Here is a 24,297-nt window from a genome sequence, read left to right on the forward strand (position 1 = left end):
GGCAAAAATGAACACAATCCTCTCCACTTCAAATTTAAGTATTGGCTACAAAACCAAGAAAGTTGCTGTGACTATTGCTCAGGATTTAAATTTGACTTTTGATTCAGGAAAACTCATTGCTTTAATTGGAGCCAACGGAGTAGGAAAGTCGACATTGCTGAGAACGATTACAGGAATTCAGCCAGCATTAGAAGGAAGTGTCTCTCTAAATGATAAAAATATAAACACCTACAAACCATTAGATTTAGCACAAAGCTTAAGTTTGGTTTTAACTGAAAAATTGCCTCCAAGCAATCTTTCGGTATTTGAATTGGTTGCCTTGGGCCGCCAGCCTTATACCAATTGGGTAGGAACTTTAACAGAAATCGATATTGAGAAAGTAAGTCAGGCAATGCAGTTGACACAAATTGAACATTTAGCTGCAAAAAGGCATTTTGAAATAAGCGATGGTCAATTGCAAAAAGTTTTAATCGCAAGAGCTCTGGCACAGGACACTCCTTTAATTATTCTGGACGAACCCACAACGCATCTCGATTTACTGCATAAAGTTTCACTATTCAAATTGCTGAAAAAGCTAACACAGGAAACTCAAAAATGCATTTTATTTTCAACGCACGACATTGATCTGGCTATTCAGCTCAGCGACGAAATGATTATCATGACTCCGGAAATGGTAGTTCAGGACGAACCTTGTAATTTAATTTCAAAAGGATGTTTCTCTGCTTTATTTAAAGACGAACATATTGTTTTTGATGCTGAGAAAGGGAAGTTTATTGTGACTTAATTTTGGATATTTTCCAATCCTTTATTTTCCAATCTATAGTATAGAAAATCCCAACCAACACTAATAAAATAAAAACCTTCATTAAAATCTCCAAAAATATATTGGAAGGATAGATAAATAAAGAAGATTTTATTCGCCACGAACTTGGCAGATAATCACGATTAAAAAGACTGTAAAAAGAGATTATATTTTCTATTGTTAGAATAAATATGAAACTGAAAAGCAATCTTAAAAAAACATTTCTTCTTATTTTCTTAAACCTAAGCAACTGTGTCATCAAGATCCAGACCAAAGGTTCGATCCAGAATGTTACCCAATATTTTCCAAAAATCAACTCATAATAAGAAAACCGTCCTTCCTGATCAGAACTATTGAGATTTATAAAAATTTCGACAACTAAAAGCACTGCATAAATTATTCCCGTAAAAACAATAAAACGCGAAACTTCTTCGTCCAGATTTTTTAAAAATGCTTTTTTGCTAAAAATTGAAACAATAAAAAACAGCAAAGTAAAAATGCTGAAAGCAAAAAATAAATCAGTAAGAAAGAGTTTTAATTCGAATATCATTTTCTGTTTCTATTAGAAGCTATTCCCGCTCTCCGCTGTATCTTTTATTTTTTTAAAGGAAAAAAATAAAAGGATGCCGCTTCGATCTGGGCTAGGGCAATTGTTTTCAAAAGGAATTAATATTTTCAAATTTAAAGAAAAAGATAGCTCTAAATCTTTCCGGCTTTTTCATTCTCAAAACGGCCTCGCTGTATATAAAGACAATGTTTTAATTCGCTGCTGTCAATGCTTAAAGAAGCAATATCAAATTTCATTACTTGTCCAGAATCTTTAATAAAGTAAACAAAATAGTGATCACTTCCTTCATCAGTGTATACACTCTCGACTCTTTCATTTTCAATATTGTCCCAGCTTTCTAACATGTCATCTTGGTATTGAATCCCTTTAGCATTAATCCTAAACTGAATTTCGTTTATTCGCTTTATAGATTCTGTTAAATAAGGAATTTGAAATAAAAATATACCCGCTGTCAAAAGTGCGACCCAAAATTTATTATCTACAAAATAATAAATTGAAACTCCCATTAGTGCCGTCATAATTACTATTCTAAGGAGAATATTCATTCGAGTGAAATAAATCTTAGTTTCTTTAGAATAGCTGAGGTTATTTAAATCAATAATGGGTCTCATAATTATTTCTTCAAAGCAATTTGTCTTTTAGCTTCGCCCACTACAAAAGCAACAGAATTGGCAATATTAAAACTTCGTATTAATTTTGACATCGGGATAGTCAAATGATTTTCGAATCTTGCCATAAACTCCTTACTCAAACCAACACTTTCTTTACCAAAAACCAGCCAGTCACCATCCTGAAATTCATTTTCGAGATACGATTTATCAGAATGTGAACTCATTAAAAACACACGCGATTGATCCGGAATCTGTGCTATCCATTCTTCAGCATTTTGATATTCGGTTACGTCAAGGTGAACCCAATAATCCAAGCCGGAACGTTTTAGGTTTTTATCATTAATTACAAATCCAAACGGATGAATTAAATGCAGTCTGCTTTCTGTGCCTACACACAAGCGGCCAATATTTCCGGTATTGTTTGGTATTTCCGGTTCTACGAGAACAACGTTTAGCATCTTTTTGAGTTATAAGTTATGAGTTATAAGTTATGAGTTATAAGTTATGAGTTATGAGTTTTTTGGAATTATCTAATGGACTAATTGTCACATTATCTAATTCTCAAATTGATCTACCTCTCGGACTTCTCCGGCTTTTAAGCCTTGCAAATATACATTTCCTATCCGAACTCGTACAAGCCTTAAAGTCGGAAAACCAACTGCTGCTGTCATTTTTCGAACCTGACGAAATTTTCCTTCATTAACCGTTATCGAAGCCCATGAGGTTGGACCATGACGTTCGTCCCTGATCTTTTTGGCTCTTGGACCAAAATCAGGAATTTCGGTAACGATAAAAGCGGTACAGGGTTTTGTTTTGTATTTTAATCCTTCAAAACCAATTTCTACACCTTGCTGCAATTGTTCAATTGCTTCGGGAGTTATAATTCCGTCAACCTGAACGTAATATTCTTTGTCAACTTTTTTGCTTCTTATCTGTTCGCTGACTTTTCCGTCTGTAGTAAGCAAAAGCAAACCTTCAGAATCTTCATCGAGCCTTCCTATTGCCATTGTCCCTTCCGGAAAATCATGCAATTCACCTAAAAGCTTTTTCTTCCTTTTTAATTCATAAATAAATTGGCTGAGGTAGCCATAAGGTTTAAAAAGAATAAAGTGTCTGTGCATTTTTAATTTTTTGCAAAGATAGTTTGTTTCATCTTCATTAAAAATAATCGTATAATAAACTAAAGGCAATGTTAAACCATTTAGTTTTAAAATTTAGAATTCGTAATATTATAATAGTAATTTTAAATAATAATGATATGAAAACTAATAATTTAGGTTCAAAAAAGATAAATGGAGTACAAAAAAATATAGACGAATCGAAAGGAAAAAATATTTCGCACGACGGCAAATCTGAGGATGCAAATTTAAAAAAAGAAGTTGTTACGGATGTGCAGGGAAATAAACAAATAGTAGAAAGGGCAAGGAATGAAAACAAAGAGATTCAGAAAATTGAGAATGCAACTTCAAATAATCCAAATTCAAGTCGTGGAGTAGAAACTGAAGAAGAGGCAAAAAAGACTGTCGAAAACAAAGACCGGAATTCGGATATAACGCCAAACCGCTATCCAAATTCAAATCCGGACAACCATGAAGATCGCGGAAACATGAAATTGGATGAGGAAGAAAATTGATTACGGATTTTTTTGTTAGTTGATGTAATTATATTGTCAAATAACATATCATTAGCAATTACAGTTAATTTTATTGTAAACTCAGTTTTTATATTTTCTGTCCATTAATATGTTTGTAACTTGTATATACAAATTTAAATTTATTAAAAATGGCACTTTTAGAAAACAAAGTGGCTTTTGTATCAGGAGGAGGTTCAGGAATTGGACGTGCTGTAGCAGAAGCCTACGCTCGTGAGGGAGCAAAAGTAGTAATTTCGGATATAAATGCTGAGCACGGTGACGAAACCGTAAAAGCTATAAAAGATGCAGGAGGAGAAGCTTTTTTTATTAAAGGAGATTCTTCGAGCGCAAGTGATAATAAAAGAATGGTTGAAACAGTGGTTGAAAAATATGGCAGTCTGGATATAGCCTGCAACAATGCGGGTACGGGTGGACCGGCAAAACCTACAGGTCAATATGAACCGGAAGAATGGGACAAAGTAATTGCATTGAACTTAAATGGTGTTTTTTATGCTTGCCGATATCAGCTGGAACAAATGGAAAAAAACGGTGGCGGAAGTATTGTAAATATTGCCTCTATTCATGGGCAGGTTGCTGCTCCAAACAGTCCTGCTTACACAGCTTCAAAACATGCGGTTGTGGGATTAAGTAAAAACATCGCAGTTGAATATGCTCAAAAAAATATTCGTTGTAATGCTGTTGGACCCGGTTATATTGAAACGGCTTTGCTGAAGAACAATTTAGACAAAAGCGCCATGGATGCAGTAGCTGCAAAAGCGCCTATGAATCGTTTAGGAACTTCAGAGGAAATTGCTGAATTAGTTGTTTTCCTAAGTTCTGAAAAAGCTTCTTATACAACGGGAAGTTACATTATTGCAGATGGCGGTTACACTTCAGTTTAGGTTTTTTTTGAAATATATTATTAGGCTGTCTGTTTTTCAGATGGCCTTTTTTGTGCTCTTTTGTTAAAAAGGAATAGCGTAAAAAATGTAAATTTAGCTGTTTAATTGTTGTTTTGTTAAAAATATTAAATAGAAGTTTCTTGAAAAGAGTGTTTTGTTGTGAAATGTTTATAAGTTTAGTGTGTTTAAGTTTATGGTTTTATAATATTCTCTTAACTTTAAAGGGTATAAATTTATTGTCTTAAAAATTTATTTTAAAGCTTATGAAAAACATTTACTTCTTCAGGCATCTAATGGTTTTTTTATGTCTGTTCGGCTTGTCAGCTAATCTGACTGCACAGACAATGCCAGACCCGGTAGGATCATTACCATACACGGAAACTTTTATCGGCCTATCAGCGAGTTCTATAGTTTATCCATCTGGATTTCAGGGATGGAACGCAGCATCTGCTCCAGGATCTGTTTTTAATACAAGTGCGACACTTGCAGGAGACAAACCACTAACAGCGAGTAGTTCTGCAAGTACCACCAGTGGAAATATTCATAATTATAATGGCAAAATTGGTTTCCTGAATAATAGCAGTTCAGATTTAACAATTGGTTTTGCATTTAATGCAACAGGACAGTCTGCAATAATGGTACAATATGATGCCATGACAATCCGTAATCCTTATGACGGAGGGAGCAATATCCGTATTAATGAAATGGTTCTGCAATACAGGGTAGGTACTACTGCGCCTTTTACATCATTATTAGAAACTGTCTATAGAAATAATACGACTACACAAACTGGTTCGGGAGTTGTTACACCACAAAATCCACAAACTATAAAAGTAACTTTGCCTGCAGCATGTAATAACCAGCCTGTAGTGCAAATCAGATGGATTTCAAGACAAGTATCAGGCAGCGGGTCCCGACCATCTTTTGCAATTGATAATTTTGATATGAGGAGTGATGTATATGCTCCGGTTAATATTACTGATTATCCAAAAATAAATAATATCCTGGGGGAAAGTTTTGATTTTGTCAATAAAATAAATGAAATTGGTAAAACGTATTATGTTTTGTTGCCTGGAGGAAGCACAGAACCATCAGTTGCTCAGGTAAAAGCCGGTCAGGATGCATCCGGAGCTGTTGCTTTACAGTCAGGTTATTTAGATATTACAGATTTCTCTCAGGAATATTTGAAAAGTTTTACAGGATTAAATTTGAATACAATTTACGCTGTTTTTTCAGTTTCTGAGGATCTTTATGGAAATATTCAGTCCGTTGTAAATAAGGTAGATGTTACAACTTCTAGTGTAGTTACTCCATCTTTGTCAACTTCAGTTTCTTCTCTTGATTTAGGTTTTTCCGAAGCCAATTACAGCTCTGAAAGCTTAAGTTACCAAATTCAGGGATCAAGCCTTACTGCTGATGTAACAGTTACAGCACCGGCCAATTTTACTATTTCTAAAGATAATAACACATTTGGTTCTTCTTTAATATATGCTGTATCAGATTTTGCTTCAAATACTACACCAACAGTTTATGTTCGGTTTACACCAACTTCTGTATCTGGTTTTTCAGGATCGATAGTACATGAATCAGCCGGAGCAGCGGTAAAAAACATCACTTTATCAGGTGTTGGAATCAATCCTTATGTTCAGGGATTTAATGATGTAAATGTATTAACCAATAGCGGCTGGAAACAATATAATGCAGCTGGTAACTTAAATGCATGGGGACATACAACGACTGTAAGAAATGTAAATTCAGGAAGCGGTGCTGTACTTATAAACGGATATTCTGATACAGGTGCGAGCAAAGACTGGTTGATTTCGCCGAGATTGCGTTTGAATAATTTTAGTCAATTTGCATTGCTGTCTTTTTCTTCACGTAAATTTTATGCAGGTCCGGAGTTAAAATTAATGGTTTCGACAGATTATGATGGTAAAAGTAATCCTGAAACAGCAACCTGGACCCCGTTAAACGGTAAATTCCCAACAGTAACCGGAATTTATACTGCTTCAAAATACATTGATTTAAGCGGGTTTAAAACCAATAATACTTATTTAGCCTGGGTTTATGAAACTACAGCAGGAGGATCTAATTTTGCTGCAGAATGGTCATTGGATGATGTAGCAATTACTGATGAGGCAGGTTATGTGGATGCAAATCCTGTTTTAGATTTTGGTGATGTAAATGTAAATGCGGTATCAGTAATTCAGTCTTTTATTTTCAACGCAGAAGGTTATGGCGATATTACACTTACTGCTCCTGCAGATTATAAATTGTCTTCAGATAATGTTTCATTTCAGTCCAGTATTGTTGTTGATGCTACTGAAGCGGCAAACAATAAAACGATTTATGTACAATTTTCTCCTACGGTAAAGCAATTAACTATTTCCGGAAGTTTAACAGTCACTGGCACTTCGTTGAATAAACAAATTGGATCATTTACAGGTTCTTCACTTCCAAAAGCAGATACTTTTGATGTCGTAACCTATAACTTAGAATTTTTTGGTACTGATGTGAAAGGTACTGATAATGTAGAATTTGGCCCAACAGATGATGCCCTGCAGATTGATAATGTAGCGAAAGTAATGAATAAACTAAATGCTGATGTTTATGTAGTTCAGGAAGTATCTGATGATCCGTCTTTGGATCTTTTGATTCAGAAACTAAATATTAACGGCAAAACATTTGACAAAACAATTTCGACATCATGGTCGTATTCATTTAATGCTCCTGACCCGAATTTTCCTCCTCAAAAATTAGTGGTACTTTATAATACACAAACAACAACTGTAAAAAAGACTCGTGTAATGTTCAAAGAATTGTATGATGATGTGCGTGCTAATACAGTAACTTTATCTGGTTATCCGGGCGGAAATGATGATAGTTTTTTCTCTTCAGGACGTTTGCCGTATCTGGTTCAAATAGAAACTAATATTGGCGGAGTTACAAAAGAGATTAACCTGATTGACCTTCATGCCCGTGCGAATAGCGGAACAGATATAGGGAGATATAATATGCGTAAATATGATGCTCAATTTTTGAAAGACAGTCTGGATGTTCATTATCCAAACTCTAATTTGATAATTTTGGGAGATTTTAATGATGATGTAAAAGCGTCTGTTATTACTCCAAATCCTTCATCTTACGAATCGTTTGTTAATGATACCAGTAATTATAATGCGCTAACTTTGGGAATCAGTCAGGCAGGTGCCTATAGCTTTTTAAGCTCTGGAGGATTTCTTGATCATATTGTTATTTCAAATGAGTTAGCAGATGAATATATTCCCAATTCAATCGCTGTTTATGATCCGCGTGTGGATATTGCTAACTATACAACCACAACTTCAGATCATGGTCCGGTAATTGCCCGCTTTGAACTGAGTGCAGATAATCTGGGAACAATTGATTTTGAAACTAATAAAGCATTTGCCGTAAAAACATTTCCTAATCCGGCAACAGATGTGATAAATGTTGTTGTAAAAAGCAATACAGAAAAAAAATTAAAATTAAGATTGTATGATAGCAATGGACGTTTAACAGGGAATCCTGTTGACGTTAGAGCAAATGAGGATATAAATACTACAGCGGTTCCTGTAAATTATTTACAAAGTGGATTTTATATTTATACTTTGACTGAAAATAACAAAGTTGTGTTTAAAGGAAAGATTATAAAAAAGTAGAACAGAAAATAATCAATTACTCAAAAGGCAGTTCAAATCCGAACTGCCTTTTTTGATTCTTTTAAAAAGTACTTATTGAACATCAAATATTTTTTTTATTCTTGAAACAAAAGATTGGTTTTCTGATATTTCTAAAAAATAATCCAACTGCCACTGTTGTGTTTTTTGAGCCTGTTTACTTGTTGTAGTATCCCATGGCGGATAAACTCTCGTAGCTCTTTTGCCTTCTTTGGTTGCTGTAGAAAAAATCCCTTTTTCTAGCAAAACAGCTTTGGGAAAAATAAATTGCCCAAAACTATTTTCTTTTCGCACACTAATAATTACAAAATCTATTGTGTCCGAAAAGTCAAAGGGTTCAATGGTTCCTGATATATTACGTTTCCATAAAGTGACAAATTGCCCCGTCTTTGTTGGCGTAATTTTAGCTTCTCTATAGCAGATTGTCTTTTTATTAATCTCAAAACGATAAGCACTATATTCAGCACTTTCTGCTTCTGGTTGAGGTTGTGTACATTCTAAATTGCAATAATCGTAAACCAGTTCTTTAACTAAAATTAAATCATCTGGAAATGTCTTCAGATTAATCCAACTGTCCGGAATTTTCATAATTTAATATCTTGATTTAAAACGAAACATTCAAACCAAAATTAAATGCCCACTGAAATTGATTAAAAGTTTGTTTGGTTAATGGATTGATGTAGTAATTCATACCAGGCTGAACAAAAACATTTGTTTTTTTGTATAAACGATATTGTAAAGTACTGCTTAGTAAAGTTCCGTAAACAAAGTCACTGGCATTTAAATTATCACCTATTGAATCTCCGTTTAAGGTCACATTGTTTGAAATTAATTTCCCTACAAAACCACCCGTATTTAGACTTAAACTGGTTTTACTTTTGCTAAAAATCGCATAAGAAACTTCAAGGGGCATCTCAATATATTTTAAACTCTGTTCGATATTCCCATTTTCTGAATTATCACTTTTTAAAGCGTTTTGAGTATTTTTTGAAACAAAAACATAGCTGGAGTTGGTTGTTATCTTTGGCGCAACTACTGCAGAACTCTGAATTAAATAGTCGCTTATTGCAGGATATGAAGCTGTTTCAGATGTTTGGTAATAAGAAACATTAGCGATACTTTGACCTAATTCGTTAATTTTTAAACCAGAACTTACAGCCCATTTTTTATTGAGTTTGTAATTTGTCTTTACTCCGTATGCGTTCGTTTGTTTGGATTCGTTAACATTTCCTAAAGTCTTTTGCTTACCGTAATTTTGAGAATTTGCAACTCCTGCAAAAACGTCCAATGACCATTTTTCAGAATTAGGAATAGATTTACTTTCTTTGTCTTTTTCAGTTTTAACCTCTACAATTCCCTTTTCTAAATTTTGTAATTCTACTAATTGAAGTGAATCCACTTTGGTTAACGAATTCGTATATTCAGAATTTTTCTTTTGATTATTTTCAGCAAGAATTATTTTTGTTGTTAGGGCTTCGTTTGAAACTTCTTTTGTTGTATTTTGTTTGTTTTCTGAAATTAAATTAGAAGAGTTTAAAACAGTAACAGCATTGTTTTTTGAAGCTAATTTTTCTTCAAAAATAGAGTTTGGTACTTGATTGTTTGAAAAAGAATTGAAAAAAATTTGCTTTCCTGCTGTGAATGTTTTTTCAGCTACCGCCTGATTCTCATTTCTTTTTTCAGCTTGTAAAGCCTGATTGTTTGAAGAAGAATTGAATGAATTTTGTTTTCCTGCTGTGAATGTTTTTTCAGCTACCGCCTGATTCTCATTTCTTTTTTCAGCTTGTAAAGCCTGATTGTTTGAAAAAGAATTGAACGAATTTTGTTTTCCTGTTGTAAATGTTTTTTCAGCTACAGCCTGATTTTTATTTCTTTTTTCAGCTTGTAAAGCTTCATTATTTGAAGAAGAATTGAACGAGTTTTGTTTTCCTGCTGTGAATGTTTTTTCAGCCACAGCCTGATTTTTATTTCTTTTTTCAGCTTGTAAACCTTCATTATTTGAAGAAGAATTGAAAGAGTTTTGTTTTCCTGATGTAAATGTTTTTTCAGCTACAGCCTGACTTTCATTTCTTTTTTCAGCTTGTAAAGCCTGATTGTTTGAAGAAGAATTGAACGAATTTTGTTTTCCTGCTGTGAATGTTTTTTCAGCTACCGCCTGATTTTCATTTCTTTTTTCAGCTTGTAAAGCCTGATTATTTGAAGAAGAATTGAACGAATTTTGTTTTCCTGCTGTAAATGTTTTTTCGGCTACAGCCTGATTTGTATTTTTTGTTGTATTGTTTGATTCCTGGTCAGAAATACCGGAATTGATTTTATTCCTGAAATTTTTAGGAGTAATTGTTGTTCTATATGGATTGTTGTTTTGAGGATTATTAGATTCTTTTACTGTATTTTCTAAAGATGAATTTTCAACAACATCAGCCTTTTTTTCTGCATTATTTTCTTCAGTGCTTATTATTTTGTTACTCTCTGCGTTTTGTTTGTTTTCGTCAAGAACAACAGATTCTTTATTTGTTGTTCCAATTCCTGAATCAGAATTAAAACGTAAAACAGAAGGAAGCAATAACCCTAGTAAAAGGCATGCAGCAGCAGACCACCAAAGAATTGCTCTTTTTTTCTTTTTAGGTTTATCAAGTTCTTCTTCAATTTTATTCCATAATTCGGGTGGTGGGACACTCGAAAAATCTTCCATTGATGAAAAAATATCTTCTATTTTCTGCTTTTTCATGCTGTTTTAAAATTTTTAATACTCAAAATTCGTTTTTGTAAAATTCGTTTGGCCCTGTTTAAATTTGATTTAGAAGTACCTTCTGAAATTTTGAGTTGTTCTGCAATCTCTCTATGTTTCATTTTTTCAAAAACATATAAGTTAAAAACCATGCGATACTGATCAGGTAAGTCCCGGATATATTCGAGTAATTTTTCTTGTGCTATCGGAATAATTTCTAATTCCTCTTCTTCTATAAAATCGGTATCAGGATCAAAAACATCCAAAAAGAAACTTTCTTTTTTTTTCTTATTTAATGTTTCGATTAGTTTATTGATAAAAATTCGTTTTAACCAACCTTCAAAACTGCCTTCAAATTTGTACTGATGGATTTTTTGAAAAACAATTATAAAGGCTTCCTGAAAAACATCTTTAGCATCGTCTTCATTTTTCATATACTTTAAGCAAATACCATATAAAACAGGTGAGAACAACTGATAAATTTTCAGTTGTCCTGCTCTGTCATTCTGTATGCATTGTTTAATGTATATGTCTAAATCGTCTTTCAAAAAGAGGGGTTGTTTGGTTTAGGCAAAAATAACTTTTTTTAGACTCTTAACCTATTTTTTATAGATAGTACGTGTGCCTTCAGAGTCATTACTTATGATTGTTAAGTTTTGATTATCAAGGTTTTCTATAATGTATGTTTTGCCTTCAAAAGAGATCAGATCCTTTTCTGACTGGTCAAAAAAACTGATCCCTTTTTTGATTTCATACGTACTGTTGCGAATCTCAACATCATCTTTGTAAGTGATGATTTTTCCATCATTGGTAAAAACTATTTTTTTATTGAATCCTATTGTTTTAGGAGTAGAAACATATGGATTATTTTCTCCGCCAATCGTTTTTTTCCAGACCCAGGTATCAATAATGGGATTGGTTTTAGTTGTGTTAACTTCAAATGAATAAGCAGTTGTAAAAATGATAAGTACAATAAAAAGGAATAGTTTTTTTGTCATGATTTGTTTAAATTTTTAAGAGTACAATTTTGTCTTTAATTGCCTTCTTGAAAGCTTTCACTTCTGTACTTTGATCTGCTGTATCAGTGTTGTCGATATAGATTTTTGTTGTACTGGCACCTTGGTGTAATTCAAAATAAACACCACCCTGATTTGCCGGGTCTGGAGATCCGTAGGTTTTGGTTTGGCCTTTTAAGTTTAAGATTTCAGTTGGGACACTTTTCAGGAACAACGTGTATTCACCCCTTTTTATTGTAGCAGTATATTTATATTGTCCAAATTCATAAATTCCGGTAGCTACATTTAGATATTTAAGAATATTGTAATCATTTAGTTGGAAAAAGTCATTAACACTGCCAAAAGTTCCAATTACAATATTGTCTTTGTTTTCTGTAGTTTTGTTAAAATAAATAGGTTTTGTCGTTTTAGGAATCAAAACATAATCAGCAGGATAGGTTGCAGTTGGAGTAGTGGTCTCTCCGCTTTGTGGTCCGTGCTCATAAAAATTAACAACAATCTGGCAATTGTTTTCTACAATCGAAGTGATTTTTATACCGTAACCTGTGGTTGATTTTTGACCAGAATAAAGTCCAATCAAAAAGTTATTAGTGAAATTAATATTTGGATCACTGGCAACAGTACATGAATTAGCATGTTGTGTAAAATACTGATTCAGTTTTTCCTGACTATTTACAATTATAGCTGCAGGATTGGGTAAGGCCTCTTTAATTGTATAGTTGCAGGAAAGAGGAAAGCCGGTAAATGAAACGTTAGTATATGTTCCACACGTATCTTGAGGTAAATCATCATTCAGTGAACACGCACTGAATCCAAAAGCTATAAATAAGCTTAACATTAACTTTTTCATGAATTTTATTATTAGGTTTATATTTAGTAGATGTAATTGTTTTAAAATGGTTGCGTTGAAATTTTTTAGATGACTGAATTGTTTATTTAATTTAGATTAGATACTAATTCGTGAAATATTAATTGTAAAGAATAAGAACTACGTATTATTGCGTACTTTTACTTAAAAATTTACGTGTTTATGTTCGATTTTGTTCCGTTTCTGATGGTTTTCGTTTTGGCTTTATTCCTGGGCATTTACTTAGGGAGAGTTTTATCTTCGGCTAAATTTGAATCAGAGAAAGTAAGTTTGAATGAAAAACTTAATGGAGCAAATTCACAATTACTATTCCAGAGAGAACAATTTTTAAACGAAAAGAACAGTTTTGAAAAACAGCTCCATTTAATCCATTCAGAGAAAGAAAATATTCGAAATGAGAAAGATAGTTTAGCAATTCAGCTCTCAAAAAAAGAAGTTGATTTTGAAAATTTATGGGAACGCCACAAAGAACAAAAAGCAGAAATAACAGCATTGCAGGAAAAATTTACTAAAGAATTCGAAAATTTAGCCAATAAAATCCTCGAAGAAAAATCAGCAAAATTTACTGAGCAGAATTCCGTAAATATGAAAAATATTCTGTTGCCTCTGCAGGATAAAATTCAGGGTTTTGAGCAAAAAGTAGAACAAACTCATAAAGAAAGTATCGATTACCACGCAGCTTTGCGCCAGCAGATTTTAGGCTTGAGCGAAATGAATATTCAGATGAGCAAAGAGACTTTAAATTTGACCAGGGCGCTGAAAGGAGACAGCAAAATGCAGGGAAATTGGGGCGAACTGGTTTTAGAACGTGTTTTGGAAAAATCAGGACTGGAAAAAGGAAGGGAATATGAAGTGCAGCAAAGTTTTACCAATGCCGATGGAAATCGGGTTTTTCCTGATGTAGTCATTAATCTTCCCGACGGAAAAAAAATGATTGTCGACTCAAAAGTGTCGCTAACCGCTTATGAAAAATGGATTAATGAAGAAGAGGAATTTCTTAAAGCAGATCTTTTAAAAGAACATGTCAACTCCATCAAACGGCATGTTGAGCAATTAGGGAGCAAGAATTATCATGATCTGTATCAAATTGAAAGTCCGGATTTTGTTTTGCTTTTTATTCCTATTGAACCCGCTTTTGCCATTGCTTTAAATCAGGATTCTAATTTGTACAATAAAGCTTTTGAGAAAAACATTGTTATTGTAACACCAACTACCTTATTGGCAACTTTACGAACAATCGACAGTATGTGGGCCAACCAGAAGCAACAGGAAAATGCTTTTGAAATTGCACGTCAGGCCGGAGCATTGTATGATAAATTTGAAGGGTTTGTTACGGATTTAGTAAAAATTGGAAACAAAATCAAAGACACCAAAACCGAATATGAAAATGCAATGAATAAACTTGTTGACGGAAAAGGAAACCTGATTGTGAGTGTCGAAAAATTGAAAAAAATGGGTGCCAAAGCAAAAAAATCGCTTCCTGAAAATATTATTGCCAGAGCTGCCAATACTGATGAAAATCAATTATTAAATTAAACTACCACTTAAATAAACAAACCAAAAACAGATTATTAATGACTACAGATTTCAAACCCGTTTCTTCATCAAAAATTAGTATTTCAGAATTAATGCTTCCGTCGCATACCAACTTTAGCGGTAAAATTCACGGAGGATATGTTTTACAATTATTAGATCAGATTGCTTTTGCTTGTGCTTCTAAATTTTGCGGCAATTATTGTGTAACCGCTTCGGTTGATACCGTAAACTTTTTAAAACCTATCGAAGTTGGTGAACTGGTAACAATGAAAGCTTCTGTAAATTATGTAGGTCGCAGCTCGATGATTGTAGGTATTCGTGTTGAGGCAGAGAACATTCAGACCGGGGCTGTCAAACATTGCAATTCATCCTATTTCACGATGGTTGCGAAAGATAAGGAAGGTAAAAGTGTTCAGGTTCCGGGACTAATTTTAACCAATTTGGATGAAGTACGCCGTTTTAGAAAATGTATCAAACAAATTGAAACCAAAAAAGAAATAGAAGAACATGCCAAAGAAGCAAAAGTTAATTCTATCGAAGATTTGGCTAGTTTAGATAAATATAATGTGCTGTTGGAAATTGGATAGTATTTATGATAAACTTTATTTCAGGAAAACCATATTTTCTATTTGCCGTTTTAATTCCTGTATTCCTGCTATTTAGTTTTATAATTCCAAATGAAACTTTAGATGTTAATATTCATGATACTTATTTAGTTATCAGATATTTTGATTTAGGAATCCTGCTGTCATTGTTCTATTTTTCTTGCAATAATATATTTTATTTTGATAAAATTAAATTTTAGTTTAATAAAATGGATTGTAATCACACATACGTTATTCACAATTAAAGGAGTATTTCTTTTAGTGCTGTTTTTTCAAGTGATTAGTATGATAAAACCTGAAGGAATATCGTTTTTTTTGGATCATAATAATTTTTACGAAAGAATGAATTGGGGAATATTTATAACTTCATTTATAATCATCATCACTCAGATTTTATTCTTTATAAATGCAATTTATGCTCTAATAAAAGGCAGAAGATAATAGTAAAAAATTCACAAATATTTAGCATTAAATCCTCAACTCTATCCCTCGAATTTTCGTAACTTTAAGTACATGGTTGTATTACTATGTTTCACGGAGTTACGCCATTCGATTTTTTTAATCTGATTCATTTCAGCTTTTCTTTTTTTAAATAAAACCGAATGACATAATTGTTTAATTGCAGACGATTATGAAAAAAACTATTTTACTTATTCTGCTATTTACTACTTATTCTATTATTGCTCAGGAAAAAATAACTACCAGCAAAGCAATAATAAATTTTGAAGCTTCAGTGCCATTTTTTGAAGAAATAAAAGCGGTAAACAGTTCGGTTTTGATTATTTTGGAGCCCAAAACAAGTACTTTTTTATGTACTGTTATTATGAGAGATTTTCATTTTAAACTAGATTTGATGGAAGAGCATTTCAATGAAAATTATATCGAAAGCAACCGGTACCCTAAAGCTTTTTTTAAAGGAAAAATCGAAAAATTTGATTTAAAAGACATTGATGAAGTTGAAAAAGAATACGTAATTAAAGGTAGATTAATGATTCGCGGAAAATCTAAAGAAATAGTGGTAAAGGCAATGTTAAAAAAAGCCAATGGAGGAATACGAATTATATCAGATTTTCCAATTTCTACTGCTGATTTTGATATTGACATTCCGGAAAGAATAGCTTCAAAAATTGCAAAAATTGCAAAAACTCAATTAAACGGAGTTATTGGAGGTGATGAACAAAATCTACTGACTCTAAAATAAAAATTAATTTTTAAGGCAAACAATTAGAAAGCGCTGTTTTTAAATCTTCATAAAGGAAATGAACACCTGCTTTTTTAATTTTTTCAGATGAAACTCTTTGACCGTTTAGGACGGCAACACTCATTTCTCCTAAAAATAGTTTAAGGATAAATGCAGGGATTTTAGGAAGCCAAATCGAATATCCATACAAATTGGCAAGTGTTTTAGATAATATTGCGTTTGTAGTATTGTCTAAAACAGTTGCATTATAAGCACCATTTATTTGCTCATCCTGAATAGCTTTTAAATAAATGATGCATAAATCTTCAATGTGAATCCAGGGCAAATATTGTTTTCCGGTTCCTAATACTGTTCCAAATCCGATTTTAAAACCCGGTGTAAGTTTTTTTAAAAAACCTTCATTTCTTCCTAATACAATTCCTGTTCTGATTTTTACGGTTCTAATTCCTAAAGATTCAATTTTATCAACAGCATGTTCCCATTTTTGACAAGTTAAGCCTAAAAAATCATTGGCATGAGGGCTGTTTTCCGTACAAATTTCATTAGAAGTTTCAGCTCCGTAAATTCCAACTGCTGAGGCCGAAACAAAACCTTTCAGTAATTTATTGTTTTTTTCTAAAACAGAATATATAAGTTCTATGGGTTGTGTGCGGCTTTCCAGGATGTTTTTTTTGCGTTTGGCAGTCCATCTTTTTTCGACAATTCCTTCCCCGGCTAAATGGATGATGTAATCAGCCTTAAGAATCGCATTTTCATCAATCAAATTGCGCTCTAAATCCCATTTGTAATATTTGATAAAATCAGTGTTATTTCTGTCACTTCTGCTTAAAATAGATACAGAAAAACCATTAGCAATCAGTACATCGGTAAGGTATTTTCCAATAAATCCGGTTCCTCCGGTTAATAAAATATTTTTAGCCATGATAGTTTATAATATATTTAACAGTGCATTCTGTTTAACGATAAGTAAAGATACTTAAACATTGCTTACCTTTAAGGCAAATTCTAAATTTTAAGAAATGGCAACTACAAAAAACAATATTACAAGAGATGACATCGTTTCAAAATACATGAATGAGGTTTTAGAAAAGGGACAAAAACCAAAATCAGTTTATCATTTTGCCAAAGAAAATGATTTTACAGAAGCTGAATTTTATGCTTTTTTTGGAACACTTGAAGGTTTGGAAAAAGAAATTTTCAGATTGTTTTTTGTCAATACTGTTGATCTGTTGCATAAAAACACGGATTATTTAGAATACGACATGAAAAATAAAATGTTGAGTTTTTACTTTACATTTTTCGAAATACTTACAGCCAACAGAAGTTATGTGCTGCAATCCCTAAAAATGGACAGAAATCCGTTGAAAAATTTGGTACAGCTTACCTCACTTAGAGATAGTTTTAAAGAATACGTTTCTGAAATCCTGACTGATGATTATAGACTGGAACTGGAAAAACTTCAAAAATTTCAGGAAAAAGCCATTCAGGAAAGTGCCTGGCTGCAATTGATGCTGACGATAAAGTTCTGGAAAGATGATGAATCTGCGGCTTTTGAAAAAACAGATATTTTTATTGAGAAATCTGTAAATGCTTCCTTCGAATTAATGAATGTAGCGCCAATGAATCACCTAATTGATTTAGGAAAATTTCTGTTCAAAGAAAAAATATACAGCAAACAATGAAAACAATAGATTATATCCCAACGTCAAAAATAGAACGAGCAGGAAAATTGGTGCAGACAGGGGCTAAAATAGGCGTAAACTACGTAAAACATTATGCTGAAAAAATAGTCAATCCAGATTTGACCCGCGATAAACTCAATGAAAATAATGCCGAAGACATTTACGACGGATTAAAAAGCTTAAAAGGAAGTGCCCTTAAAGTTGCCCAGATGCTGAGCATGGACAAAAACTTTCTGCCACAGGCGTATGTAGAAAAATTTTCGTTATCGCAATTTTCTGTTCCGCCACTTTCTGCGCCATTGGTTTTAAAAACATTCAAAAGTAATTTTGGCAAAACGCCTTATGAAATCTTTGATGAATTCAATGCCAATTCTGTAAATGCGGCTAGTATCGGCCAAGTGCATTTGGCTGTTAAAGACGATAAAAAACTAGCTGTAAAAATCCAATATCCGGGTGTTGCCAACAGTATTTCCTCAGATTTGGCTTTGGTCAAACCTATTGCGATCCGAATGTTTAATTTACAGGGAAAAGATTCTGATAAATATTTTAAGGAAGTCGAAGACAAACTGATCGAAGAAACAAATTATCTTCTTGAATTAAAACAAAGCCAGGAAGTTGTAGAAGCCTGCAGTAAAATCGAAAACATACTTTTTCCAAATTATTATCCTGAATATTCATCAGATAAAATAATTACGATGGACTGGATGACCGGAATCCATCTTTCGGAGTTTACGGCTGTAAATGCAAATCAGGAAACGGGCGATAAAATAGGGCAGGCGCTTTGGGATTTCTACATGTACCAGATTCATGTTTTGAGAAAAGTGCATGCCGATCCGCATCCAGGAAATTTTTTGGTTAATGAACAAAATCAGTTAATTGCTCTTGATTTTGGGTGTATGAAAGAAATACCGAATGATTTTTATATTCCGTATTTTGAATTAATCAATAAAAATATCATTACCGATAAAAAACGTTTTAACGAAAAATTATTCGAATTAGAGATTCTTCGTCAGGACGATTCACCTGCTGAAATTGAATATTTTACAGCAATGTTTCATGATTTACTGTCTTTATTTACAAAACCTTTTCAAGAAGAAACTTTCGATTTTGCCGATGAAAAATTCTTCAATGCTATTGCCGAATTAGGAAAACGTTTTTCAGAAGATACCAATCTGAAAAAAATGAACGGAAACCGAGGATCGAAGCATTTTATTTACATGAACCGTACATTTTTCGGGTTGTACAATCTGATGTTTGATTTAAAGGCAAAAATTGTAGTTGAAGAATTTCGAAAATACAAATAACAAAAGAAGAAATGACCGATCTGGAAAAAGACAGAATCATAGAAATGGCATGGGAAGACAGAACAACTTTTGAAGCTATCTTTATGCAATTTGGTTTAAAAGAACAGGAAGTTATCGATTTAATGCGAATCGAAATGAAAGCTTCAAGTTTTAAAATGTGGAGGGAACGTGTTCAGGGAAGGAAAACTAAGCATGAAAAATTGAGGGATTTTAAAGAAGGGCGTTTTAAATGTTCCAGACAAAGAACCATAAGCCATAATAAAATTTCGAAAAGATGAAGTATATTCTAATCATCGGAGGAAGCAAAGGTATTGGAAATGCTGTTTTGCAGCAGCAGTTAGAGCATAACAGTGTTTTTAATATCAGCAGAACCGAACCCGGTTTTACTCATTCAAACCTGAAACATTTTAGTTTAGATGTTTTGAAAGACGAACTTCCTGATATCGAAAATATTGACACCTTGATTTATTGTCCGGGCTCTATTAATTTAAAACCTATCTCAGGTCTGAGCGTTGATGATTTCAGAAATGACTTTGAAATTAATGTGATAGGTGCCGTAAAAGCAATTCAGAAATATCTCCCTGTTTTAAGAAAAGGCAATCAGTCTTCAATCGTTTTGTTCAGCACCGTTGCCGCAAAATTAGGAATGCCTTTTCACGCCAGTATTGCAACTGCAAAAGCAGGTGTGGAAGGTCTGGTAAAATCACTTGGAGCGGAATTGGCTCCCACAATACGTGTCAATGCAATTGCACCCACAATTACCGACACTTCACTTTCAGCTTCTATTTTACGAAACGATCGTATGAAAGAAAATATGATAGAACGCCATCCCATGAAAAGTTATTTAAAACCTGATGAAGTAGCGAACATGGTTGATTTCCTGATTTCAGAAAAAGCAAATTCTATTTCAGGTCAGATTTTCGAAATGGATTATGGCCTGGTGACATTTAAAATCTAACGGCTCATGAAAATTCTCTTAACAGGTGCTACAGGTTACATAGGGAAACGCATTTTGCCTATTTTGGTAACGCATGGACACGAGGTAATTTGCTGTGTAAGGGATAAAAACAGATTTTACATACCGGAAGATTTTCAGGAAAAAACACAGGTTATCGAAGTCGATTTTTTAGATAAGGAAACTTTAATAAATATTCCGACAGATATTGATGCGGCATTTTATCTTATCCATTCGATGTCGGGTTCTGATACCAATTATGACGAATTAGAAAGCATTTCGGCAGCGAATTTTTTAGAAAGGATCAATCAAACCCAGGCACAGCAAATTTTATATTTAAGCGGAATTGTAAATGATAAATCGCTCTCAAAACATCTTTCTTCACGAAAAAATGTCGAAAGTATTTTAGCAAAATCAAAAGTTCCGTTGACCACTTTAAGAGCCGGAATTATAGTAGGTTCCGGAAGTGCTTCTTTCGAAATTATCCGTGATCTGGTCAACAAACTTCCTGTCATGATTACGCCCAAATGGCTCAATACAAAATGCCAGCCGATTGCGATAAAGGATGTTTTGGAATTCCTTTCAAAATCACTTTTAAATCCGCTTACGTATAATCACAGTTTTGATATTGGAGGTCCGGATATTCTAACGTATAAGGAAATGTTACTGGCTTTCGCCGAAGCAAAAAATCTAAAAAGATATATTTTTACCATTCCGGTAATGACACCCAAACTGTCATCATACTGGCTGTATTTTGTAACCTCGACATCTTATAAACTGGCAACAGCCTTAGTTAGCAGCATGAAAGTTGAAGTAATTTGCAGCGATCACCGCATCAATGAACTTTTAGGCGTTCAGCCAATCTGTTACAAAGAAGCACTTTCAAGAGCCTTATTGAAAGTTGATGAAGATAAAGTAGCGTCAAGCTGGAAGGATTCACTCATCAGCGGCAGGTTCAGCCACAGTATTTCTTCACATATAAAAGTGCCTAAAAAAGGCTGTTACATTGACCGGCGAAAAAAAGAAATTCGGGATCGTGAGTATACCATTAATCGAATTTGGTCAATAGGAGGTGAAACCGGCTGGTATTATGGTGATTGGCTCTGGAGTTTGAGAGGTTTTATCGATAAGCTGTTTGGAGGCGTTGGTTCCCGTCGTGGCAGAACCAATAAACATAACATTTATGCCGGCGATGCACTCGATTTTTGGCGTGTACTGTATGCCAATAAAAAAGAAGGAAAACTGATTTTATATGCCGAGATGAAACTGCCCGGCGAAGCATGGCTCGAATTCAAAATCATTCACAATACCTTATATCAGGCAGCGACTTTTAAGCCAAAAGGAATTTTGGGAAAATTATACTGGTATTCCGTATTGCCTTTTCACGGCTTTATCTTCAACGGAATGCTGAATAAATTGATTAAGTAGTTTCAGGAGCTTAATCCAGCTGTACACTGTATCTTTTGTTTGCTCGCGATAGTTATCGGGACCGCCACAAAAGGATGCCGTTCCCATCCGGACTAGGGCTTGAGGTTTCATAAGAGTCATCAACAGAATTGCATCTCATAATTTGTAGATATTTATTTATATATTCGTAAATAAATATTTTATGTAGTTGTCAGACATAGCCACCCAATTTCAGGTAGATAGGTCGGATATTGTGAGACATATATACGAGTTATAGCCAATTTTATGAACGAGACACATAACGACTTTAAAGTAACTGACAGACAAACTTTCATTCAGTTTCTTGACTTATTACGCAAGGATTTTTTGGACAATCCTGAAGACTGGGAAAACAAAAGGTTGCCTGACTTTTTAGAGGCATTAAGTACTTACACAGAAGACATTCAAGGTTATTACGACAACATGAAACTAAATGTAAATGCTGACAAGCCAGAATGGTCAACCTTTGCCGACATTTTTAAAGGAGCAAAAATTTACGAATAAGATGTGGAGCGACAGATATAATTACTATAACATTCAATATAACGAGAACTTTAGTCAGAAACTTGATAAATCAGTTGTGGTTCAGTGTCTATTAGAAACAGAATTCTTTAAGCAGACAAATCACCAATCGTTTACAAACACTGATAAATACCCGTGTGTTAACATCATATTGGCAGAAACTTATAATGGAAATTATTCATCTTCTGACAACGTGAGTCAATTCGTAACTTTGGTTGCAATTGTTTGCTCAAAAGGACAAAATATAGACCAACAAATATATATTGACACATTTAAGCAAATTGCTAATAAACTAAATTGGAAACTATATTTGGAAGAAGACGATGACGGAAATGAAAACATTGAACTATAAAAACTGGCTATAACAGCTACTACAAACGATTTGGGCATTTGACTTAATGGAAAGATGGTTTTGTATTTGGAATGATTTGGCAAATCCGAGAATAGGGCTTAATTTAACTGCAAACCCGCTGTAGTACCAGAACGTTAGTGGAAAGCAAACCTAAAAAACGCAGAAAAACGAAATATGAAAATTAGAATCTTAATAGTTATTATTCTAGTTTTTATTTCTTGTAAAAAGGAAGTAAAAGAAGAATCCGAAAAAGTCCAAAATAAAGGATATAACACGTTAGTAAAAAGAGAAACCAAAGTTAAAAATATTGACACAATAGAAACTTCTAAAAAACACAAAACAAACAAAATTCTGTGTGATTTAGATGGAGATAATTTGAATGAAATAGTTGAAATTGTTAGGAGTACGAAAAACGGAAAAAGCGGTTTGAGAATAATCTTTGGAAACGGAAATAGAACTGATTATTTCGGAATGGGAAATAATATATTAGAACAAGGTTTTGATGAAATTGATTGGGCAGGAATTTTTGAAAAAGCACCGAAAAATGAAATCTATTGGAATAATGTAAATAAAGATGGAGAATTATTATCCGAAGAAGAAATAAAAGAAGTTGATAAAATAAAACTATTAAATGACGGAATATATATGCACGCTAAAGAAAGTTGCGGAGGCGGAATTATATATCTGAAAAATGGAAAATATGAATGGATTCAACAGGAATAAATTGCCAGCCACTAACAGCCACTACAACGGATTTGGGCAATTAGCTTAATGGGAAGTTGGTTCTGTATTTGGGATGTTTTGGCAAATCCGAAAATAGGGCTTAATTTAGTCCCAAACCCGCTGTAGTACCAGAACGTCGGTGGTAATTATAAAAATCTGCAATGACAAGAAACATTATTTTAATAATTCTATTCTTCAATTTTATTTCGTGTAGAAATATTGAAGAAAATAATTTACTGAAATATTCTGAAGAAAACAAATCTTACGAAATAACTAAAACTGAAAAATACTTAAACGAAAAAGATTCATTAATCCGAAAAGAACGCAAATTAGTTAGTGTATATGACTCAAAAGACAGATTAATAAGTACTAATAATAACAGTTTTAATTTCTATAATTCAAAAAACAAATTATCTGAAACAAAATCAGTTTATAGACGAAAGGGAAATGGCATTATTGTAAATATACAGAGAATAAATATTTGTATAATGAAAAAGGAAACTTAATAAAAATTGTTAATCCTGCTGAGAAAGAAAGCATTATTAAAACCTTTGGATATGATGAATTTGGAAATCTTATTTCTGAAGTTGGTTTACGTGAAATTATAAATTATGAATATTCAAATGGAAAAATTGCAAAAAAAACAATACTTGAAAACAACGAAATTTCAGAAATCTCAAAGTATAAATATGACAAATTGAATAGAATAATAACCGAAGATTGGGTTTTTAGTGAAACAAACCAAATGAAAACTTATTATAAATACTATCCAAACAATAAACTTTTTAGTAAAAGAGATAGTAGTTATTCAAAAGTTATAAATCCAAATCAATATGTAGAGTTTCTAAAGGAATATTATTACAACAAAGAAGATTCAATTATCGAAATTAGGGATTTAGGAAGAGTAGCCAGCGAAAAAGATTTTAAGTTACGTGGAAAAACAAAATTTGAATATCTAAAGAAATAACTACCACCAACACACGTAGCTGTTGCGCAACTCTCTTAAAAAAGTAAAATTTCAAGATAAGCATAAAAAACAACCTCGTTTAAACATATTTAAGCGAGGTTTATTTTTGTTTTTAAGTTGTAGTCTTTAAAAATTGAGGCGCTTAAAAACATGTTTTTTAAGTCATAGATAGCCGTTT

26 protein-coding genes are annotated in these 24,297 nt (G+C 33.0%); 16 read left to right on the forward strand and 10 right to left on the reverse strand.

What is annotated here, in order from left to right; all coding sequences use genetic code 11:
• Positions 1 to 7: 7 nt before the first annotated feature.
• Entirely contained in the window at positions 8 to 784 is a 777-nt protein-coding gene (locus JE46_RS22785) for an ABC transporter ATP-binding protein (RefSeq protein WP_031457600.1), read from the forward strand.
• Here JE46_RS22785 and JE46_RS22790 read toward each other — a convergent pair.
• The 4 genes from JE46_RS22790 to JE46_RS22805 all read right to left on the reverse strand — a co-directional run bounded on the left by JE46_RS22790 (position 771) and on the right by JE46_RS22805 (position 3,102).
• Positions 771 to 1,352: a hypothetical protein gene (locus JE46_RS22790; RefSeq protein WP_031457601.1), complete on the reverse strand. Its 582-nt coding sequence runs from the start codon at positions 1,350 to 1,352 to the stop codon at positions 771 to 773. The two genes, JE46_RS22785 and JE46_RS22790, sit on opposite strands and share 14 nt — an antisense overlap.
• A 149-nt stretch (positions 1,353 to 1,501) precedes the next feature.
• Positions 1,502 to 1,981, reverse strand: coding sequence for a hypothetical protein (locus tag JE46_RS22795; RefSeq protein WP_157505987.1), 480 nt, complete (start codon positions 1,979 to 1,981; stop codon positions 1,502 to 1,504).
• 2 nt (positions 1,982 to 1,983) lie between these two features.
• A complete protein-coding gene (locus JE46_RS22800; RefSeq protein ID WP_031457603.1) occupies positions 1,984 to 2,439 on the reverse strand; it encodes a tRNA (cytidine(34)-2'-O)-methyltransferase in 456 nt (151 codons plus the stop codon).
• Between the two features lie 96 nt (positions 2,440 to 2,535).
• Positions 2,536 to 3,102, reverse strand: a complete 567-nt coding sequence (locus tag JE46_RS22805) for a pseudouridine synthase (protein WP_031457604.1) — start codon at positions 3,100 to 3,102, stop codon at positions 2,536 to 2,538.
• 137 nt (positions 3,103 to 3,239) lie between these two features.
• Between JE46_RS22805 and JE46_RS22810 the strand changes: the two genes are divergently transcribed.
• The 3 genes from JE46_RS22810 to JE46_RS22820 all read left to right on the forward strand — a co-directional run bounded on the left by JE46_RS22810 (position 3,240) and on the right by JE46_RS22820 (position 8,196).
• On the forward strand, positions 3,240 to 3,614 hold the full coding sequence (locus tag JE46_RS22810; protein ID WP_031457605.1) for a hypothetical protein: 375 nt from the start codon (positions 3,240 to 3,242) through the stop codon (positions 3,612 to 3,614).
• Positions 3,615 to 3,763: 149 nt separating this feature from the next.
• Positions 3,764 to 4,516 (forward strand): SDR family NAD(P)-dependent oxidoreductase, encoded by a 753-nt coding sequence (locus JE46_RS22815; protein WP_031457606.1) that lies wholly within the window; start codon positions 3,764 to 3,766, stop codon positions 4,514 to 4,516.
• Between the two features lie 263 nt (positions 4,517 to 4,779).
• Positions 4,780 to 8,196 (forward strand): T9SS-dependent choice-of-anchor J family protein, encoded by a 3,417-nt coding sequence (locus JE46_RS22820; RefSeq protein ID WP_031457607.1) that lies wholly within the window; start codon positions 4,780 to 4,782, stop codon positions 8,194 to 8,196.
• 72 nt (positions 8,197 to 8,268) lie between these two features.
• Here JE46_RS22820 and JE46_RS22825 read toward each other — a convergent pair whose 3' ends face one another.
• The 5 genes from JE46_RS22825 to JE46_RS22845 are packed head-to-tail and all read right to left on the reverse strand — an operon-like array spanning position 8,269 to position 12,808.
• Positions 8,269 to 8,802, reverse strand: coding sequence for a MepB family protein (locus JE46_RS22825; protein ID WP_031457608.1), 534 nt, complete (start codon positions 8,800 to 8,802; stop codon positions 8,269 to 8,271).
• Between the two features lie 16 nt (positions 8,803 to 8,818).
• A complete protein-coding gene (locus JE46_RS22830) occupies positions 8,819 to 10,942 on the reverse strand; it encodes a hypothetical protein (protein ID WP_031457609.1) in 2,124 nt (707 codons plus the stop codon).
• The gene (locus JE46_RS22835) at positions 10,939 to 11,490 is read right to left on the reverse strand and encodes an RNA polymerase sigma factor (protein ID WP_031457610.1); all 552 of its coding nucleotides are present in this window, start codon (positions 11,488 to 11,490) and stop codon (positions 10,939 to 10,941) included. Before JE46_RS22835 ends, JE46_RS22830 begins: the two co-directional genes overlap by 4 nt.
• Before the next feature lie 51 nt (positions 11,491 to 11,541).
• Positions 11,542 to 11,940, reverse strand: a complete 399-nt coding sequence (locus JE46_RS22840; RefSeq protein WP_031457611.1) for a hypothetical protein — start codon at positions 11,938 to 11,940, stop codon at positions 11,542 to 11,544.
• Between the two features lie 7 nt (positions 11,941 to 11,947).
• Positions 11,948 to 12,808, reverse strand: coding sequence for a protease complex subunit PrcB family protein (locus JE46_RS22845; RefSeq protein ID WP_031457612.1), 861 nt, complete (start codon positions 12,806 to 12,808; stop codon positions 11,948 to 11,950).
• Positions 12,809 to 12,988: 180 nt separating this feature from the next.
• On the opposite strand from JE46_RS22845, the gene rmuC reads away from it, so the two are divergent.
• The 3 genes from rmuC (at position 12,989) to JE46_RS22870 (ending at position 16,168) form a co-directional block, all read left to right on the forward strand.
• Entirely contained in the window at positions 12,989 to 14,362 is a 1,374-nt protein-coding gene (gene rmuC, locus JE46_RS22850; RefSeq protein ID WP_031457613.1) for a DNA recombination protein RmuC, read from the forward strand.
• A 38-nt stretch (positions 14,363 to 14,400) separates the two neighbouring features.
• Positions 14,401 to 14,949, forward strand: coding sequence for an acyl-CoA thioesterase (locus JE46_RS22855; RefSeq protein ID WP_031457614.1), 549 nt, complete (start codon positions 14,401 to 14,403; stop codon positions 14,947 to 14,949).
• Between the two features lie 649 nt (positions 14,950 to 15,598).
• Positions 15,599 to 16,168, forward strand: coding sequence for a YceI family protein (locus JE46_RS22870; protein WP_031457617.1), 570 nt, complete (start codon positions 15,599 to 15,601; stop codon positions 16,166 to 16,168).
• Positions 16,169 to 16,178: 10 nt separating this feature from the next.
• On the opposite strand, the gene JE46_RS22875 is transcribed toward JE46_RS22870, so the two are convergent.
• On the reverse strand, positions 16,179 to 17,090 hold the full coding sequence (locus tag JE46_RS22875) for a TIGR01777 family oxidoreductase (RefSeq protein WP_031457618.1): 912 nt from the start codon (positions 17,088 to 17,090) through the stop codon (positions 16,179 to 16,181).
• A 97-nt stretch (positions 17,091 to 17,187) separates the two neighbouring features.
• Between JE46_RS22875 and JE46_RS22880 the strand changes: the two genes are divergently transcribed.
• The 9 genes from JE46_RS22880 (at position 17,188) to JE46_RS22925 (ending at position 24,119) form a co-directional block, all read left to right on the forward strand.
• Positions 17,188 to 17,850 carry a TetR family transcriptional regulator C-terminal domain-containing protein gene (locus tag JE46_RS22880; protein WP_031457619.1) on the forward strand — a complete coding sequence of 221 codons (663 nt, stop codon included), beginning with the start codon at positions 17,188 to 17,190 and terminating at the stop codon, positions 17,848 to 17,850.
• Complete coding sequence (locus JE46_RS22885; protein ID WP_031457620.1) at positions 17,847 to 19,154, forward strand: ABC1 kinase family protein; 1,308 nt, start codon at positions 17,847 to 17,849, stop codon at positions 19,152 to 19,154. The genes JE46_RS22880 and JE46_RS22885 overlap by 4 nt, the downstream gene beginning before the upstream one ends.
• A gap of 11 nt (positions 19,155 to 19,165) precedes the next feature.
• Positions 19,166 to 19,432, forward strand: a complete 267-nt coding sequence (locus JE46_RS22890) for a TIGR03643 family protein (protein ID WP_031457621.1) — start codon at positions 19,166 to 19,168, stop codon at positions 19,430 to 19,432.
• Entirely contained in the window at positions 19,429 to 20,112 is a 684-nt protein-coding gene (locus JE46_RS22895) for an SDR family NAD(P)-dependent oxidoreductase (protein ID WP_031457622.1), read from the forward strand. The genes JE46_RS22890 and JE46_RS22895 overlap by 4 nt, the downstream gene beginning before the upstream one ends.
• Before the next feature lie 6 nt (positions 20,113 to 20,118).
• Positions 20,119 to 21,537, forward strand: a complete 1,419-nt coding sequence (locus JE46_RS22900) for an SDR family oxidoreductase (protein ID WP_031457623.1) — start codon at positions 20,119 to 20,121, stop codon at positions 21,535 to 21,537.
• A 264-nt stretch (positions 21,538 to 21,801) separates the two neighbouring features.
• Positions 21,802 to 22,059, forward strand: coding sequence for a DUF7660 family protein (locus JE46_RS22905; RefSeq protein ID WP_031457624.1), 258 nt, complete (start codon positions 21,802 to 21,804; stop codon positions 22,057 to 22,059).
• Position 22,060: 1 nt separating this feature from the next.
• Complete coding sequence (locus JE46_RS22910; RefSeq protein ID WP_031457625.1) at positions 22,061 to 22,429, forward strand: hypothetical protein; 369 nt, start codon at positions 22,061 to 22,063, stop codon at positions 22,427 to 22,429.
• Positions 22,430 to 22,603: 174 nt separating this feature from the next.
• On the forward strand, positions 22,604 to 23,152 hold the full coding sequence (locus JE46_RS22915) for a hypothetical protein (RefSeq protein ID WP_031457626.1): 549 nt from the start codon (positions 22,604 to 22,606) through the stop codon (positions 23,150 to 23,152).
• A gap of 481 nt (positions 23,153 to 23,633) precedes the next feature.
• The gene (locus JE46_RS22925) at positions 23,634 to 24,119 is read left to right on the forward strand and encodes an RHS repeat domain-containing protein (protein ID WP_031457628.1); all 486 of its coding nucleotides are present in this window, start codon (positions 23,634 to 23,636) and stop codon (positions 24,117 to 24,119) included.
• The last annotated feature ends 178 nt before the right edge of the window (positions 24,120 to 24,297 follow it).

Origin of the sequence: Flavobacterium chungangense LMG 26729, from assembly GCF_000735715.2 — a bacterium.
In the GTDB taxonomy this organism is placed as follows: Bacteria; Bacteroidota; Bacteroidia; order Flavobacteriales; family Flavobacteriaceae; genus Flavobacterium; species Flavobacterium chungangense.

Bases quoted from the DNA above. Each gene is read 5' to 3' on its own strand.
- rmuC (WP_031457613.1), top strand. From the start codon at position 12,989: ATGTTCGATTTTGTTCCGTTTCTGATGGTTTTCGTTTTGGCTTTATTC.
- JE46_RS22800 (WP_031457603.1), bottom strand. From the start codon at position 2,439: ATGCTAAACGTTGTTCTCGTAGAACCGGAAATACCAAACAATACCGGA.
- JE46_RS22880 (WP_031457619.1), top strand. From the start codon at position 17,188: ATGGCAACTACAAAAAACAATATTACAAGAGATGACATCGTTTCAAAA.
- JE46_RS22795 (WP_157505987.1), bottom strand. From the start codon at position 1,981: ATGAGACCCATTATTGATTTAAATAACCTCAGCTATTCTAAAGAAACT.
- JE46_RS22905 (WP_031457624.1), top strand. From the start codon at position 21,802: ATGAACGAGACACATAACGACTTTAAAGTAACTGACAGACAAACTTTC.
- JE46_RS22805 (WP_031457604.1), bottom strand. From the start codon at position 3,102: ATGCACAGACACTTTATTCTTTTTAAACCTTATGGCTACCTCAGCCAA.
- JE46_RS22900 (WP_031457623.1), top strand. From the start codon at position 20,119: ATGAAAATTCTCTTAACAGGTGCTACAGGTTACATAGGGAAACGCATT.
- JE46_RS22910 (WP_031457625.1), top strand. From the start codon at position 22,061: ATGTGGAGCGACAGATATAATTACTATAACATTCAATATAACGAGAAC.
- JE46_RS22790 (WP_031457601.1), bottom strand. From the start codon at position 1,352: ATGATATTCGAATTAAAACTCTTTCTTACTGATTTATTTTTTGCTTTC.
- JE46_RS22845 (WP_031457612.1), bottom strand. From the start codon at position 12,808: ATGAAAAAGTTAATGTTAAGCTTATTTATAGCTTTTGGATTCAGTGCG.
- JE46_RS22820 (WP_031457607.1), top strand. From the start codon at position 4,780: ATGAAAAACATTTACTTCTTCAGGCATCTAATGGTTTTTTTATGTCTG.
- JE46_RS22855 (WP_031457614.1), top strand. From the start codon at position 14,401: ATGACTACAGATTTCAAACCCGTTTCTTCATCAAAAATTAGTATTTCA.
- JE46_RS22885 (WP_031457620.1), top strand. From the start codon at position 17,847: ATGAAAACAATAGATTATATCCCAACGTCAAAAATAGAACGAGCAGGA.
- JE46_RS22915 (WP_031457626.1), top strand. From the start codon at position 22,604: ATGAAAATTAGAATCTTAATAGTTATTATTCTAGTTTTTATTTCTTGT.
- JE46_RS22825 (WP_031457608.1), bottom strand. From the start codon at position 8,802: ATGAAAATTCCGGACAGTTGGATTAATCTGAAGACATTTCCAGATGAT.
- JE46_RS22875 (WP_031457618.1), bottom strand. From the start codon at position 17,090: ATGGCTAAAAATATTTTATTAACCGGAGGAACCGGATTTATTGGAAAA.
- JE46_RS22785 (WP_031457600.1), top strand. From the start codon at position 8: ATGAACACAATCCTCTCCACTTCAAATTTAAGTATTGGCTACAAAACC.
- JE46_RS22815 (WP_031457606.1), top strand. From the start codon at position 3,764: ATGGCACTTTTAGAAAACAAAGTGGCTTTTGTATCAGGAGGAGGTTCA.
- JE46_RS22870 (WP_031457617.1), top strand. From the start codon at position 15,599: ATGAAAAAAACTATTTTACTTATTCTGCTATTTACTACTTATTCTATT.
- JE46_RS22840 (WP_031457611.1), bottom strand. From the start codon at position 11,940: ATGACAAAAAAACTATTCCTTTTTATTGTACTTATCATTTTTACAACT.
- JE46_RS22810 (WP_031457605.1), top strand. From the start codon at position 3,240: ATGAAAACTAATAATTTAGGTTCAAAAAAGATAAATGGAGTACAAAAA.
- JE46_RS22895 (WP_031457622.1), top strand. From the start codon at position 19,429: ATGAAGTATATTCTAATCATCGGAGGAAGCAAAGGTATTGGAAATGCT.
- JE46_RS22830 (WP_031457609.1), bottom strand. From the start codon at position 10,942: ATGAAAAAGCAGAAAATAGAAGATATTTTTTCATCAATGGAAGATTTT.
- JE46_RS22890 (WP_031457621.1), top strand. From the start codon at position 19,166: ATGACCGATCTGGAAAAAGACAGAATCATAGAAATGGCATGGGAAGAC.